Annotated in this window: 10 protein-coding genes, 19 tRNA genes, 1 riboswitch and 1 other annotated feature; of the genes, 25 read left to right on the top strand and 4 right to left on the bottom strand. The window is 43.6% G+C overall.

Annotation, left to right across the window (positions count from 1 at the left end; genetic code table 11):
• The first annotated feature begins 2 nt into the window (after positions 1-2).
• From AB5754_RS11840 to AB5754_RS11735, 22 genes are all read left to right on the top strand, one after another.
• Positions 3-76 (top strand) — tRNA-Arg (locus tag AB5754_RS11840).
• 7 nt (positions 77-83) lie between these two features.
• Positions 84-157 (top strand) — tRNA-Pro (locus tag AB5754_RS11835).
• Positions 158-170: 13 nt separating this feature from the next.
• Positions 171-243, top strand: a tRNA-Ala gene (locus AB5754_RS11830).
• A 24-nt stretch (positions 244-267) separates the two neighbouring features.
• A tRNA-Met gene (locus AB5754_RS11825) sits at positions 268-341 on the top strand.
• A 14-nt stretch (positions 342-355) separates the two neighbouring features.
• A tRNA-Ile gene (locus tag AB5754_RS11820) sits at positions 356-429 on the top strand.
• Between the two features lie 26 nt (positions 430-455).
• Positions 456-545, top strand: a tRNA-Ser gene (locus AB5754_RS11815).
• A gap of 34 nt (positions 546-579) precedes the next feature.
• Positions 580-653, top strand: a tRNA-Met gene (locus AB5754_RS11810).
• A 13-nt stretch (positions 654-666) separates the two neighbouring features.
• A tRNA-Asp gene (locus AB5754_RS11805) sits at positions 667-739 on the top strand.
• Between the two features lie 10 nt (positions 740-749).
• Positions 750-820 (top strand) — tRNA-Gly (locus tag AB5754_RS11800).
• Between the two features lie 20 nt (positions 821-840).
• A tRNA-Ile gene (locus AB5754_RS11795) sits at positions 841-914 on the top strand.
• Positions 915-942: 28 nt separating this feature from the next.
• A tRNA-Ser gene (locus tag AB5754_RS11790) sits at positions 943-1,030 on the top strand.
• An 8-nt stretch (positions 1,031-1,038) separates the two neighbouring features.
• Positions 1,039-1,110: transfer RNA gene (locus tag AB5754_RS11785), tRNA-Glu, on the top strand.
• A gap of 12 nt (positions 1,111-1,122) precedes the next feature.
• A tRNA-Ser gene (locus AB5754_RS11780) sits at positions 1,123-1,212 on the top strand.
• A 34-nt stretch (positions 1,213-1,246) separates the two neighbouring features.
• A tRNA-Met gene (locus AB5754_RS11775) sits at positions 1,247-1,320 on the top strand.
• A gap of 13 nt (positions 1,321-1,333) precedes the next feature.
• A tRNA-Asp gene (locus tag AB5754_RS11770) sits at positions 1,334-1,406 on the top strand.
• A 12-nt stretch (positions 1,407-1,418) separates the two neighbouring features.
• A tRNA-Phe gene (locus tag AB5754_RS11765) sits at positions 1,419-1,491 on the top strand.
• Positions 1,492-1,504: 13 nt separating this feature from the next.
• Positions 1,505-1,575: transfer RNA gene (locus AB5754_RS11760), tRNA-Gly, on the top strand.
• A 21-nt stretch (positions 1,576-1,596) separates the two neighbouring features.
• Positions 1,597-1,670, top strand: a tRNA-Ile gene (locus AB5754_RS11755).
• 16 nt (positions 1,671-1,686) lie between these two features.
• Positions 1,687-1,758: transfer RNA gene (locus AB5754_RS11750), tRNA-Glu, on the top strand.
• A 118-nt stretch (positions 1,759-1,876) separates the two neighbouring features.
• A riboswitch (SMK box riboswitch) is annotated at positions 1,877-1,954 on the top strand.
• The gene (gene metK / locus AB5754_RS11745) at positions 1,952-3,142 is read left to right on the top strand and encodes a methionine adenosyltransferase (RefSeq protein ID WP_368251424.1); all 1,191 of its coding nucleotides are present in this window, start codon (positions 1,952-1,954) and stop codon (positions 3,140-3,142) included. It overlaps the preceding riboswitch by 3 nt.
• Positions 3,143-3,228: 86 nt before the next feature.
• Positions 3,229-4,701 carry an MDR family MFS transporter gene (locus tag AB5754_RS11740; protein ID WP_368251425.1) on the top strand — a complete coding sequence of 491 codons (1,473 nt, stop codon included), beginning with the start codon at positions 3,229-3,231 and terminating at the stop codon, positions 4,699-4,701.
• A 24-nt stretch (positions 4,702-4,725) separates the two neighbouring features.
• A complete protein-coding gene (locus AB5754_RS11735) occupies positions 4,726-5,508 on the top strand; it encodes an alpha/beta hydrolase (RefSeq protein WP_368251426.1) in 783 nt (260 codons plus the stop codon).
• 58 nt (positions 5,509-5,566) lie between these two features.
• On the opposite strand, the gene AB5754_RS11730 is transcribed toward AB5754_RS11735, so the two are convergent.
• From AB5754_RS11730 to AB5754_RS11720, 3 genes are read right to left on the bottom strand one after another with little or no spacing between them, the layout of a single operon-like run.
• Positions 5,567-6,124, bottom strand: a complete 558-nt coding sequence (locus AB5754_RS11730) for a class I SAM-dependent methyltransferase (protein ID WP_368251427.1) — start codon at positions 6,122-6,124, stop codon at positions 5,567-5,569.
• Positions 6,102-7,073 carry a TIGR01212 family radical SAM protein gene (locus tag AB5754_RS11725; RefSeq protein WP_368251428.1) on the bottom strand — a complete coding sequence of 324 codons (972 nt, stop codon included), beginning with the start codon at positions 7,071-7,073 and terminating at the stop codon, positions 6,102-6,104. The genes AB5754_RS11730 and AB5754_RS11725 overlap by 23 nt, the downstream gene beginning before the upstream one ends.
• Before the next feature lie 25 nt (positions 7,074-7,098).
• Positions 7,099-7,749 carry a phosphatase PAP2 family protein gene (locus AB5754_RS11720; RefSeq protein WP_311832491.1) on the bottom strand — a complete coding sequence of 217 codons (651 nt, stop codon included), beginning with the start codon at positions 7,747-7,749 and terminating at the stop codon, positions 7,099-7,101.
• A 356-nt stretch (positions 7,750-8,105) separates the two neighbouring features.
• Here AB5754_RS11720 and AB5754_RS11715 point away from each other — a divergent pair, with 356 nt between their 5' ends.
• The 3 genes from AB5754_RS11715 to leuS all read left to right on the top strand — a co-directional run bounded on the left by AB5754_RS11715 (position 8,106) and on the right by leuS (position 12,895).
• Entirely contained in the window at positions 8,106-9,686 is a 1,581-nt protein-coding gene (locus AB5754_RS11715) for a LysM peptidoglycan-binding domain-containing protein (protein WP_368251429.1), read from the top strand.
• Positions 9,687-9,760: 74 nt separating this feature from the next.
• On the top strand, positions 9,761-10,156 hold the full coding sequence (locus AB5754_RS11710; protein ID WP_368251430.1) for a hypothetical protein: 396 nt from the start codon (positions 9,761-9,763) through the stop codon (positions 10,154-10,156).
• A gap of 41 nt (positions 10,157-10,197) precedes the next feature.
• Positions 10,198-10,414: a binding site (T-box leader), on the top strand.
• Between the two features lie 66 nt (positions 10,415-10,480).
• Complete coding sequence (gene leuS, locus AB5754_RS11705) at positions 10,481-12,895, top strand: leucine--tRNA ligase (protein ID WP_368251431.1); 2,415 nt, start codon at positions 10,481-10,483, stop codon at positions 12,893-12,895.
• Positions 12,896-13,008: 113 nt separating this feature from the next.
• On the opposite strand, the gene murE is transcribed toward leuS, so the two are convergent.
• On the bottom strand, positions 13,009-14,346 hold a 1,338-nt coding region (murE, locus tag AB5754_RS11700; RefSeq protein ID WP_368259611.1), incomplete at its 5' end, for a UDP-N-acetylmuramyl-tripeptide synthetase.

Here is a 14,346-nt window from a genome sequence, read left to right as displayed (position 1 = left end):
TTGCGCCCATAGCTCAACTGGATAGAGTGTTTGACTACGGATCAAAAGGTTAGGGGTTCGACTCCTCTTGGGCGCGTTGTTAACGGGAAGTAGCTCAGCTTGGTAGAGCACTTGGTTTGGGACCAAGGGGTCGCAGGTTCGAATCCTGTCTTCCCGATATTTTTTCAAAAGGGGCCTTAGCTCAGCTGGGAGAGCGCCTGCTTTGCACGCAGGAGGTCAGCGGTTCGATCCCGCTAGGCTCCATATCATTTAAATAAATGATTTTTTCGCGGTGTAGCTCAGCTGGCTAGAGCGTCCGGTTCATACCCGGGAGGTCGGGGGTTCGATCCCCTTCGCCGCGATTTTTTTAGAGCCAGGACCTTTAGCTCAGTTGGTTAGAGCAGACGGCTCATAACCGTCCGGTCGTAGGTTCGAGTCCTACAAGGTCCATAAGGATGCTGTAGGAATTCTTTTTTGGAGGATTACCCAAGTCCGGCTGAAGGGAACGGTCTTGAAAACCGTCAGGCGGGTAAAACCGTGCAAGGGTTCGAATCCCTTATCCTCCTTTAGTTGAATAAATATGTTCAACCCTTTTATTATCGCGGGATGGAGCAGTCTGGTAGCTCGTCGGGCTCATAACCCGAAGGTCGTAGGTTCAAATCCTGCTCCCGCAATTATAACTATACTGGTCCCGTAGTGTAGTGGTTATCACGCCTGCCTGTCACGCAGGAGATCGCGGGTTCGAGTCCCGTCGGGACCGTATGTTTTATGCGGGTGTAGTTTAGTGGTAAAACCACAGCCTTCCAAGCTGTTGTCGCGAGTTCGATTCTCGTCACCCGCTTTGTTCTAAATTTTTATTATGGGCCTATAGCTCAGCTGGTTAGAGCGCACGCCTGATAAGCGTGAGGTCGATGGTTCGAGTCCATTTAGGCCCATTAAAATCAAAATAACATTTTTGGTTTTGGGGAAGTACTCAAGTGGCTGAAGAGGCGCCCCTGCTAAGGGTGTAGGTCGGGAAACTGGCGCGAGGGTTCAAATCCCTCCTTCTCCGTTTTAGATGGTCCGTTGGTCAAGTGGTTAAGACACCGCCCTTTCACGGCGGTAACACGGGTTCGAATCCCGTACGGATCATTTTATTTTTTTGGAGGATTACCCAAGTCCGGCTGAAGGGAACGGTCTTGAAAACCGTCAGGCGGGTAAAACCGTGCAAGGGTTCGAATCCCTTATCCTCCTTTAGTTGAATAAATATGTTCAACCCTTTTATTATCGCGGGATGGAGCAGTCTGGTAGCTCGTCGGGCTCATAACCCGAAGGTCGTAGGTTCAAATCCTGCTCCCGCAATTATAACTATACTGGTCCCGTAGTGTAGTGGTTATCACGCCTGCCTGTCACGCAGGAGATCGCGGGTTCGAGTCCCGTCGGGACCGTTGTGTTATTTTGGCTCGGTAGCTCAGTTGGTAGAGCAATGGATTGAAGCTCCATGTGTCGGCAGTTCGATTCTGTCCCGCGCCATTGCATTCGCATTGCGGGTGTAGTTTAGTGGTAAAACCACAGCCTTCCAAGCTGTTGTCGCGAGTTCGATTCTCGTCACCCGCTTTGTTCTAAATTTTTTATTATGGGCCTATAGCTCAGCTGGTTAGAGCGCACGCCTGATAAGCGTGAGGTCGATGGTTCGAGTCCATTTAGGCCCATTATATGTAACACTTTGGTCCGTTGGTCAAGTGGTTAAGACACCGCCCTTTCACGGCGGTAACACGGGTTCGAATCCCGTACGGATCATGAGGTACTCATTTGAGTATCTTATTTTTTTTGCAGCAAACCTTTTAATTTTATTGAAAATTTCATTGAATCGTTAACTGGAAAACGAGCAACTTTGGCTAAAATCTGTTATACTGTCAATCGTTGCAAGTTCCCGATAGGATTCGTTTTTCGAAGATGCCTTGTAACCGAAAATATTTAGGGGGAAACGATTATGACAGAGAGACATTTATTTACTTCGGAATCTGTTTCTGAAGGCCATCCGGATAAGGTGGCAGATCAAATTAGTGATGCGATTTTGGATGCGTTATTGGAAAAGGATCCTTATGCTAGAGTAGCTTGTGAAACTTCGGTAACTACAGGTTTGGTTTTAGTTTTTGGGGAAGTTTCTACTAGCGCTTATGTGGATATCCAAAAAATTGTGCGCAAGACGATTAAGGATATTGGCTATACGCGAGCGAAGTTTGGCTTTGATGGGGATACGGTGGCGGTTTTAGTGGCCATTGATGAACAATCACCAGATATTGCTCAAGGTGTGGATGTGGCTTTGGAAGCTAGAGAAGAGAAAATCGATCCATTAGATGAAATTGGTGCGGGTGATCAAGGCTTGATGTTTGGTTTTGCCTGTGATGAAACGCCGGAATTAATGCCTTTGCCGATTTCTTTGTCTCATAAATTGGTCCGACGCTTAGCTGAGTTGCGTAAGGAAAAGCAATTATCCTACTTGCGCCCAGATGCGAAATCCCAAGTAACTGTGGAGTATGATGATCAAGATCAGCCAGTGCGGGTGGATACAGTGGTTATCAGTACCCAACATGATGATCAGGTGGACAATGAAACGATTCACCGTGATGTGATTGAGCAAGTCATTAAAGAAGTGATTCCTAGTGAGTTGTTGGACGATGAAACCAAGTATTATATCAATCCTACTGGCCGTTTTGTAATCGGTGGTCCTCAAGGTGATGCAGGGCTAACGGGACGAAAAATCATCGTGGATACGTATGGTGGCTATGCCCGTCACGGCGGTGGTGCCTTTTCTGGAAAAGATGCTACAAAGGTGGATCGCTCTGCTAGTTATGCCGCTCGTTATATTGCGAAAAATATCGTAGCAGCAAAACTAGCGAAAAAAGCTGAAGTTCAATTGGCGTATGCCATTGGCGTGGCTCAGCCGGTTTCCATTGCGGTGAATACATTTGGTACTAGTCAAGTGAGTGAAGAAGCGCTGATTGCAGCAGTGCGGAAGAATTTTGATTTACGTCCAGCGGGCATCATTGAAATGCTGGATTTACGCCGTCCGATTTACAAACAGACGGCAGCATATGGACATTTTGGTCGTACAGATATCGACTTACCATGGGAACGCACGGATAAAGTGGCGGACCTTTTGGCAAGTGTGAAGGATTAAAAAGGCGATCTCTATTTTCAGGCAGGGTGACTTGTCGGAGATGGAGATCTCTTTTTTTGGAAAAAAGTAGCGAGAGGAAGAATGCAGTGAAAAAGAAAACAAATGTGAAATTGGTAACGGTGGCGGTTTTTGTGGCCACTTTTATGACGGCGATTGAAGGAACGATTGTAACTACAGCTATGCCGACGATTGTCGGGTCTTTACATGGCATTGAAATTATGAACTGGGTCTTTTCGATTTATTTATTAACCAATGCCATGCTGACCCCGATTTATGGGAAACTGGCGGATACAATCGGTCGTAAACCGGTCTTTATCTTTGGCACCTTGCTCTTTGTGATTGGTTCGGCGCTGTGTGGCATGTCTGATAGTATGATGACATTAATCATTGCCCGAGCGATTCAAGGAATGGGTGCTGGGGCCATGATGCCAGTCGCTTTGACGATTATAGGCGATCTCTATAGTATGGAAACCCGGGCGAAGGTTTTAGGGTTTAACAGTACCGCTTGGGGAATTGCCAGTGTGGTAGGCCCTTTGGCTGGTGGATTAATTGTAGACACGATTGGTTGGCATTGGATTTTCTTCATTAACGTGCCGATTGGGGCAGTCTTGATTTGGATGATTTGGCAATTTTTGGTGGAACCAAAACGAGAAAAAACTGGTAAACCAATGGATGTTCAAGGTTCGTTAACACTAGCAACTACTTTATTGGCTTTGTTGTTAGCTTTTCAGTTTTTAGGAGATCAAGGTCTAAGCCTGCCGGTAATTGCCTTAATTTTTGTGGCGCTAGTTGGCATTGGTTATTTTATCCGGGTGGAAAAACGAGCGCAAGATCCAGTGATTGATATGAATCTTTTTGCTAGCCGTCTCTTTGTAGTAGTAAATCTGGTAGCGGCTTTAGCCAGTGGTTTTTTAATGGCGGTGGACGTCTATATTCCCATGTGGATGCAAGGGGTTTTAGGCTTGCCAGCTGGAATCGGCGGTCTCGTTTTAGCACCATTGTCTATTTTATGGATGGTAGGTTCCTTTATGGCGGGGCGTTGGTTGGTGAAAAAATCCGTAAAGGAAGTTTTGCTCGTTAGTTTAACCACTATTTTAATCGGTGGAGCAGGTCTCTTTTTGATTCCAATTTCGGCTAGCTGGCTCTGGTTCTTCTTGATTTCTTCGGTCTTAGGCGTCGGTTTAGGGGCAACCATTGTGGTTTGTACCGTCACCGCTCAAAGCAGTGTAGGTCATGAACAACTGGGCGTAGCTACTTCGTTTAACACCTTAGCCCGAACCATTGGGCAAACAATCATGGTCTCGGTTTTTGGGATTGTGATGAATAGTATCACGGCTAACGCTTTAAGTAAGACAAGCTTAACCGATGATGCGGATATTATGAACAAGCTGGTTAATCCTCAAACGGCAAAACTTTTGCCAGAAAACTTACTGGAACCTTTGCGGAAAATCTTATTTGACGGTCTGCATGGTGTCTTTGGGATAGCTTTGGTGTTAATCGTGATTGCTTTGGGAATGACTTTTCTCATTTCGAAAAAATCTGCTACAATGGATGCATGACGAAATTGAGGAGATGAAGAGAAAGTGGCCTTTTTACAAGTAAATTGTTTTTCCAATACATTGGACATGCAGGTGATGCTCAATGTGATTTTGCCCCAAAAGACGCAGAAAAAAGTCGGGACGAATTCTGTAGGGCAAATAAAAGACGTGCCGGTGTTGTATTTGCTTCACGGTATGGGAGGCAATCACAGTGTTTGGGAACGGCGGACCTCCATTGAGCGCTATGTGGATGACTATGGTTTGGCGGTGATTATGCCCGCCACTGATCATGGCTGGTACACAGATACCACCTATGATATGAAATACTGGACTTATATTGCCGAAGAATTACCGGAACTTTGTCGCGAACTCTTTCCTCAATTAACTAAGAAGCGGGAGAAAACCTTTGTGGCCGGACTGTCCATGGGAGGCTATGGCGCAGTGAAGTTAGGCTTACGAAAGGCTGAAAATTTTTCTCGGGTAGCCAGCCTTTCAGGAGCCCTGTGTTTTACCGACGATCCAGCTCCGCTTTTGGCTATTCGCCAGCGGTCTTATTGGGAAGGAATTTTTGGTTCCTTGGAAAAATTAGGGACTTCGTTGGAAAACCCTTTGTATCTCTTAAGTCAAGTGGAGCCAGCCAGTGCTCCAGAATTCTTTATTTGCTGTGGCACAGAAGATGACTTGTATCCGGTGAATCAGTACTTTGTGCAAAAAGCGAATGAAAAAGGCTTTGAAGTGACCTTTGAAGATGGGCCGGGAGCTCATAATTGGGATTTTTGGGATGCTTGGTTGCCAAGAGTTTTGGAATGGTTGCCTTTAGAAAAATAATAAAAGCACCTAAAGCTGTCGATTGTAACGATTAGCTTTAGGTGCTTTTTAGAGTATGCTATTTTTTTTCAATGCAAAACAGTAGCGGAGGCTGATTTTGTTGATTGATAAATTGATAATTCAACACAGCGTATTCCTTTTGAGAAAGCTGTTTGCAAAATTGCCGAACTTGTTCCATTTCAGCTAGGCCTCCCGAATGGCCGTAATAACACACGATGACTACGCGGCCTTTTCGACTTAAACGGTCTAGTAGCAGTTGAATTGCCAAAAGGGTTGTTTTTGGTTGGGTGATAATTGCTTTGTCACTTTGAGGCAAGTAGCCTAAATTAAAAATGGCGCCTTTAATCTTTTTTTCTGGTAAATACTGATCCAATGTTTCATGTCCTGTTAAAAGAAGGGTAGCCCGAGACAAGAGTCCTGCTTCTTCTAAACGGTTTTTGGTGTTTTGGATGGCTTGTTCTTGCAAATCACAGGCATAGACGTGGCCGGTTCTGCCCACTAATTGGGCTAAAAATAAAGTGTCGTGACCATTTCCCATGGTGGCATCTACTGCCAAATCTCCCGGTTGTAGGACTTCTTTTAAGAGTTGATGGCTATAAGAGAGGGCGTTTTGCATCCACAACGCCTCCTTTACGCAAGTCAAATTTACCTTGGTAAGAATCGCGACGCAAAAGTTCTTCGTCAATGGCGTTTAGCACTTCCCATTTTTTCAAACTCCATTTAGGTCCAACCAAAGAATCCCAAGGAGCATCGCCGGTTAAGCGATGAATGATGATTTCTTGGGGAATCATTTCCAGCTGATCGCAAATCACATTGACATAATCTTTTTTACTCATGAGTTGCAAGCGCCCTTCATGGTAGTCTCGAAGCATTTTGGTGTTGCGCATTAAGTGGAGCAAGTGAAGTTTAATCCCTTGAATATCAGAATCCAGCACTACTTTCCGCACATTTTCCCGCATCATATCCAAGTCTTCTCCTGGTAATCCATTGATTAAGTGGGTACAAACTTGAATCTTGTGCTTTCTAAGATTGGCGACGGCATCTAAATAAGTCTGGTAATCATGAGCCCGGTTGATTAAGTCGCCGGTGGCTTCAAAAGTGGACTGCAAACCTAGTTCCACCCAGAGATAGAGACGATCGTTTAATTCTGCTAAGTATTCCACCACGTCAGGAGGTAGACAGTCTGGTCGAGTACCGACAGAAAGACCTACAACACCTGGAAGATTTACCACTTGTTCAAAGCGTTCTTTGATGACTTCTACTGGAGCGTGGGTGTTCGTGAAGTTTTGGAAATACACGATGTACTGTGTGACGCCGGGCCATTTTTGGTGCATCATATCGATTTCTTTTTGAAATTGGACCGCCAGTGGTTCACTGGGAGCGACAATCATATCCCCAGAACCAGAGACACTACAAAAGGTACAGCCGCCTTTTGCTACGGTGCCATCTCGGTTGGGACAATCAAAACCTGCATCTACTGGAACTTTGAAAATTTTGCCGCCAAAGGTTTCTCGGTAGGCTTGGTTCAATGAGTAATAGCGTTTATTTTCTGTAAAAACAGTCATGGTGTTCCTTCTTTCCTAATTGTGCCTAACGTTGCTTTCCTTGGAAGCGCCAAATAAAGCGCTGTTTGTCAAAAATCGGATAAGTCAGACAAAGCCAGCCTAAGCTAAGACAAAAGCCTGCAAGAATATCTGTAGGAAAATGAACTCCTAAATAAATCCGACTAATCCCGATGGTAAAAATCACTAATCCTAGAATAATTTGTAAAGCAAAGCGAAGTGGCTTGATTTTGACAAGTCCTACTAAACAAAAAATTAAAGTGCCAAATAAGACCATGCTGGTAGCGGAATGCCCGCTAGGAAAGCTGTAGCTAGTTTCCGTCACTAAGTGTTCCAAAGTAGGCCGTTGTCGGTAAATAGCCAGCTTGATTAAAGGATTGACGATTCCTGCAATCCCAATAAAGCCCAGTGCTAACCAGATTCCTTCCGCATAGTGTTTCGTCAACAATAAAATCGCTAAAATAAAAATGGCCAGACTGATTATTAAAGGCGGATCACCGAGTTTTGTTACGGTTAAGTAAAAAGGATGCCAGTTAGGATAAGGCATTCGCACTAGTTTGGTAATGCTGGAATCAAATCCTTGAAGCCATTTGGGATAAAATTTCACCACATACGCCAAGAAGACAAAGACTAACAAAAAGCAACTGCCAGCGAATTGATAGTAGAGTTTATTTTTCATGATTTCCTTTCTTAAAACCCATTTTGAAGTGGTTTTGAACCAGTTGTCATTATAACATTTTCCCTAAAAAGAGGACACTCTTCCAAGATAAATGAATAAAATCACAATCCTTTGTTATAAATTTCCTTTTTGTAACAGCTCTGTAAAGGATGAAAGATTATTTTATAAAATATTTTAGCTTGTATATCACGGGTTTATTTGCGTTTTTGTAAAATGTATTCGTTTTTTAAAAGTGCAATATAAAGTAAGTTACAATAAATTAACAAATTTATGTTAAAACCGAATAACGTTTCTAATAATAACTTTTTCAAGGTATAATTAATTCAAGGTAACGTTTTTTTATGAGGAGGAAGAACATGGAGAATGAGATCGGGTTGGTATCACGAAAAGAACGCAAACGATTAGCTGATAAACAGCGACGGACTATACAAGTAAGAAGGGGAGCAGCCCTCCTCGGAACCACATTAACTGCTTGCTCTTTGGTTACGCCCTTAGCGCCAGCGACAATTGAAGCAGAAGCGACGACAGTGACTACTAGAGCGGCGACGAATACTAGCGCATTTATTGCTGAAATCGCTAGCCACGCGCAACCAGTAGCCGATGCCAATGATTTATATGCGTCTGTGATGATTGCCCAAGCAGTCATTGAAAGCGGTTGGGGAACCAGTGCTTTAGCTAAAGCACCTAATCATAATTTATTTGGAATTAAAGGAAGCTACCAAGGAAATTCCGTTACCATGAGCACCCAAGAATATTTAAACGGGCAATGGGTAACCATGAATGAACCTTTTAGAGCCTATCCTTCTTATCAACAATCCTTTGAAGACAATGCGTATGTTTTGCGCAATGTTTATATGGGAGGACAATATTACTACCGTGGCGCTTGGAAGAGCAATTGTTCTTCTTATCAAGATGCTACTGCTTGGCTAACTGGACGTTATGCCACAGCACCGCACTATGCAGCGGCGTTAAACAATGTGATTGCAACTTACAATTTGACACAATATGATACACCAGCTAGCGGCAATGCTGGAGGCGGAGCAACGGTAGGTAACAGCGGTGGTTCCACAAGTACGGGGAGTGGTAGCGTAAATACATCAGGCGCTACTTATACGGTACAATCCGGGGATTCTGTCTGGTTAATTGCCAATAAATATGGCATTAGCATGAATCAATTAATTCAGTGGAACAATATTCAAAACAATTTTATCTATCCAGGCCAAAAATTGATTGTTTCTCAAAGTGGCTCCACTAACAGTTCGACCTCAAATACAGGGTCTAGTAGCAATACGGGTGCCACTGGCAATACTGCCAATAATACCACTAACAATCCAAGTACTGGGGCGAATCAATATTATACGGTGAAATCTGGGGATTCGGTTTGGTTAGTAGCCAATAATAATGGCATCACGATGAATCAATTGATTCAATGGAACAATATTCAAAATAACTTTATCTACCCAGGCCAAAAATTAATCGTCGGCCAAGGTGGAACGAGCAATACCGGTTCAAGTAGTAATACTGGCTCAAGTAGTTCAAGCAGTTCAAGCAGTGTGGCCGACACCGACACCAATACGAATACTAACACGTCAACTGCCGGTCAATACTATACGGTGAAATCCGGAGATTCAGTTTGGTTAGTGGCTCATAATAACAACATCACCATGAATCAACTGATTCAGTGGAACGGAATTAAGAATAACTTTATCTACCCAGGTCAAAAACTGATTGTAAATAAGACGACGGGCAATACCAGTAGTAACCAGTCTTCAAACACTAGCACTACTACAACTGGTGGTGGGACGTATACCACAGTGAGTGGCGATTCACTTTGGGGGATTTCTCAAAAATATGGTCTGTCCATTAGTCAGTTGAAACAGTTGAATAATTTAACCTCTGATACGATTTATATCGGCCAGAGGTTGAAAGTGAAATAGACGTAAAGCCATCCGATTTGGGTGGCTTTTTTCTTACTGTCCAAGATATACTAGAGAGGAAGGTGGGGGAGTGAATGTTTTCTATCGGAATTGTTTTAGCCGGTTTGGTCACCGTGAAAGCCTGTAAAGAAAAGTCCTTTCTCTTTGATACCAAGCAAAAAATGTTAATGGGATTTTTGCTTTTCATTGTGGCTGTGAGCTTTTATGTGAATAAAGACATTATGGCAGACCCGCGAAATGCCAATATTTCCAGTAACTTATTGCAAAACTTTGAACTGCCATTGTTTTCGCTGTTTTTTGGGATTTGCTTTGTTATGCCCAAAGCGTTGAAACGGCTTCTTTTAGCCTTTGGGTTTTTTACTTTTGGCTATTTGGCTTTGCATTATTTAATTGGGTTTCATAATCCTTATTGGTTAAACTTGGATTTGCCGGTAAATTTTGGATTTTGGCGTTTGTTAAATATCATTTGAAACTTTCTGATATTTCTGTTAGACTAGCAATCAAATGATACTTGCACGTTGGATAAGGAATAGTAAAAAGTCCTCTTTTTCAAGAGAGCGCATGGTTGGTGAAAATGCGCAAAGAGCCTTTCGAACTCGCCTTAAAGTGCTTATCTTTGCGAAAGCCATTGTGGTTACTAGCAAGATACGGTGACGGCCGATATCCCGTTTGAGGTTGACTTTTGGTCAACAAAGATAGGTGGTACCACGTTATTTCACGTCCTATGAGAGCAATTGCTTTCTTAGGGCGTTTTTTGTATTCACCACTAGCTTTAATCTAAAGGAGGAAGTACTGTGAATTACGATCACAAAAAAGTTGAGAAAAAATGGCAAAAATTCTGGGCAGCAAACAATACTTTTGTTACCCATGAAGACCAAGACAAACCAAAATTTTACGCCTTGGATATGTTTCCTTATCCCTCGGGGCAAGGCTTACACGTAGGCCATCCAGAAGGCTATACTGCAACGGATATCTTGTCCCGTATGAAACGGGCGCAAGGCTACAATGTATTGCACCCAATGGGCTGGGATGCCTTTGGTTTGCCGGCGGAACAATATGCCTTAGATACCGGCAACGATCCAGCAGAATTTACTGAAAAAAACATTCAAACGTTTAAACGCCAAATTAATTCTCTCGGCTTTAGTTACGATTGGAATCGGGAAATCAATACTACGGATCCTGAATACTACAAATGGACCCAATGGATTTTCACCAAACTTTACGAAAAAGGTTTGGCCTATGAAGCAGAAGTGGCTGTGAACTGGGTACCAGAATTAGGGACCGTCATCGCCAACGAAGAAGTCATCGATGGTAAAAGTGAGCGGGGTGGCTATGATGTCATCCGCAAACCAATGCGTCAATGGATGCTAAAAATCACGGCTTATGCTGATCGTCTCTTGGAAGATTTGGACTTGGTGGAATGGCCAGATAGCATTAAGGAAATGCAAAAAAACTGGATTGGTCGCTCAGTTGGGGCCAATGTGACGTTCAAAGTAGCCGGTAGCGACGAAAGCTTTACCGTCTTCACCACCCGTCCAGACACATTATTTGGGGCAACTTATGCCGTTTTAGCGCCAGAATTGGATTTGGTAAACAAAATTACCACTCCGGAACAACAAGCAGCCGTAAGTGCCTATGTAGAAGAAGCAGCCAAAAAATCTGAATTGAACCGGACCGATTTGGCTAAAGAAAAAACTGGGGTCTTTACTGGAGCCTATGCCGTCAATCCGGTAAACGGCAAAGAAATTCCAATTTGGATTGCGGACTATGTGCTATCAAGCTACGGTACGGGAGCGATTATGGCAGTACCAGCCCATGACGAACGGGATTATGAATTTGCTAAAACTTTTGGCTTAGAAATTATTCCGGTCTTAGATGGTGGGGATGTAGCGGTGGCAGCCTTCACAGAAGATGGCCCTCACGTAAACTCTGAATTTTTGGACGGTTTGAACAAAGAAGAAGCCATGGATAAAATCATTGCTTGGTTAGAAGAACGTGGCGTGGGTAAAAAAGAAGTCAGCTATCGCTTGCGGGACTGGCTCTTCTCTCGTCAACGGTACTGGGGTGAACCAATTCCCATTATTCATTGGGAAGATGGCACGACAACTACGGTTCCCGAAGCAGAACTGCCATTGCGCTTGCCTGTGACCAAAGATATTAAACCAAGCGGCACCGGAGAATCTCCATTGGCTAATATTTCCGATTGGGTAAATGTAGTGGATCCAGTGACGGGTAAAAAAGGCCGCCGAGAAACCAATACCATGCCACAGTGGGCAGGAAGTTCTTGGTATTTCCTACGCTTTATTGATCCCCATAACCATTCAGAGCTAGCCAACTATGAAAAATTAGAACGTTGGATGCCAGTGGATATTTATATTGGTGGGGCAGAACATGCGGTATTGCACTTGTTGTACGCTCGTTTCTGGCATAAATTCTTATACGATCTAGGAGTAGTCCCAACGAAAGAACCGTTCCAAAAACTCTTTAACCAAGGAATGATCCTTGGGGGCAACAATGAAAAAATGTCCAAATCCCGCGGCAATGTAGTTAACCCTGATGATGTGGTGGAAACCTACGGCGCTGACACATTGCGTTTGTACGAAATGTTTATGGGGCCATTGGATGCTTCCATTGCCTGGAGTGAAAATGGTCTGGAAGGCAGCCGTAAATTCTTAGATCGGATTTGGCGCTTGATTGTGGATGAAGATGGCAAAATGCGCGATCGCATCACCAACTTCAATGATGGTAAGCTGACCAAAGTCTACCATCAAACTGTTAAGAAAGTTACGGAAGACTACGAACACATGCACTTTAATACTGGTATCAGCCAACTGATGGTCTTCATTAACGAAGCGTATAAAGTCGATGCACTGCCTTATATTTACGTGGAAGGCTTTGTACAACTTTTGGCGCCAATCGCTCCTCATTTTGCGGAAGAATTGTGGCAAATTCTAGGTAACGACGGCGGTATTAGCTATGTACCTTGGCCGGTTTATGACGAAGCAGCGTTAGTGGAAGATGAAGTGGAGATTGTCGTGCAAGTTAACGGCAAAGTGAAAGCCAAAATTATGATTTCCCCTGAGGCTACCAAAGAAGAAATGGAAGAGTTGGCAAAAAATCACGAACAGATCAAAGAACTTTTAGCAGATAAAACCGTTCGTAAAGTAATCGCCGTACCAGGTAAATTGGTAAATATCGTGGCGAATTAAGCAGCACTTAAAAAAGCTCCAGACAGTAGCACGCTGCTAGCTGTCTGGAGCTTTTTTGGTGGGGAAAAATAGATTTGAGTTTTTATTCAGCACATAAACTAGTTCAAGGCTGATTATTTATGTTCTTCAATCCACCCTTTAGCAATGGCATAGTCTCCTTCATAGAAGACATCTTCCCCATTGACTTTTTGCATGGCGTCTAAGCCTTTGCCGGCGATAATCACCACGTCATCCTTTTGTCCCATGGCCAAAGCTTGACGAATTGCTTTTGAGCGATCCATTTCAAAATGTAAAAGCACCTCTGGGTTGGTAATGGCTTTAGCAATTTCATCGGCAATGGCTTGAGGATCTTCATAAGCGGGATCATCAGCGGTTAAAATGGCGATATCGGCTAATTCAGATAGCACATTACCGAAATCTTGTCGGCGACTTAAGGCTTTGTTACCTGGACTGCCTAAGACTACCAGCACGCGACCGGTACTCTGTTTTTTGGCAAATTCCAATAAAAGTTTAAGGCTGATATAGTTGTGGGCATAATCGATATAGACGGTAGCTCCTGTTTGAGTCTGCAAGCGAATCATCCGGCCAGGAACGAGAACCTTACTTAAGCCTAGATAGGCTTCTTCGGTGGTTGCCCCCAAGAGGACGGCAGCAATAATCGCGGCTGTGGCGTTGTCTTGGTTGAAATCTCCGGCTAGCTTAATCTGGTAATTGCCGGTAATTTGCAAGGGGTCCACACGATTTTCCAAATAGAATTCATTTTGGTTTTTAGTGTTAGTGCTCACCCGATAATCCCCGGCGTCACGCCCATAGGTATAGGTAGGAACCCCAAGATGATCACAAGTTTCGGCTACCAAATCATAATAATCCATATCCGCATCTAAGACCATTACCTTGGAGTTTGCTAGGAGCTGTCGTTTGCAATAGAAATAATCGTCAAAGGTGGGATGTTCAATGGGGCTGATATGGTCAGGGGAGATATTTAGAAAAATTCCCACATCGTATTGTAAGCCATAGACACGTTGGGTTTTATAAGCTTGGGAAGAGACTTCCATTATTAAATGAGTCATGCCATTGGCCACGGCTTCGGCCATCATTTGATACAAGTCCAGTGATTCTGGTGTGGTCAAATGGGATTTAAAGAAATTTTTCCCATCTAATGTGGTGTTCATGGTGGACAACAGCGCCGTTTTCCCCCCAGTAGTTTCTTGCAAAATACCATGAGTGAAGTAAGCGGCGGTAGTTTTGCCTTTCGTACCGGTGAAAGCCACGATTTTTAACTTTTCTTGAGGATAGCTGTAAAAAGCCATACTGATCAACGCCATGGCTTTGCGAATGTCGGTGGTAATCAAAGCGCAAGCAGCCTCAGTTTCATAAGGTTGATCTGCTAAATAAACTTCGAGACCTTGGCTTAAGGCAGCAGTCAAATATTCTTCTTTAAAGTTCAATCC

The sequence above is a fragment of the Enterococcus sp. 2201sp1_2201st1_C11_2201SCRN_220225 genome (assembly GCF_040925905.1).
Lineage (GTDB): Bacteria > Bacillota > Bacilli > Lactobacillales > Enterococcaceae > Enterococcus_C > Enterococcus_C asini_A.
The sequence above is the reverse complement of the archived record's forward strand: the minus strand, read 5'-3'. Positions and strand labels throughout refer to the sequence as shown.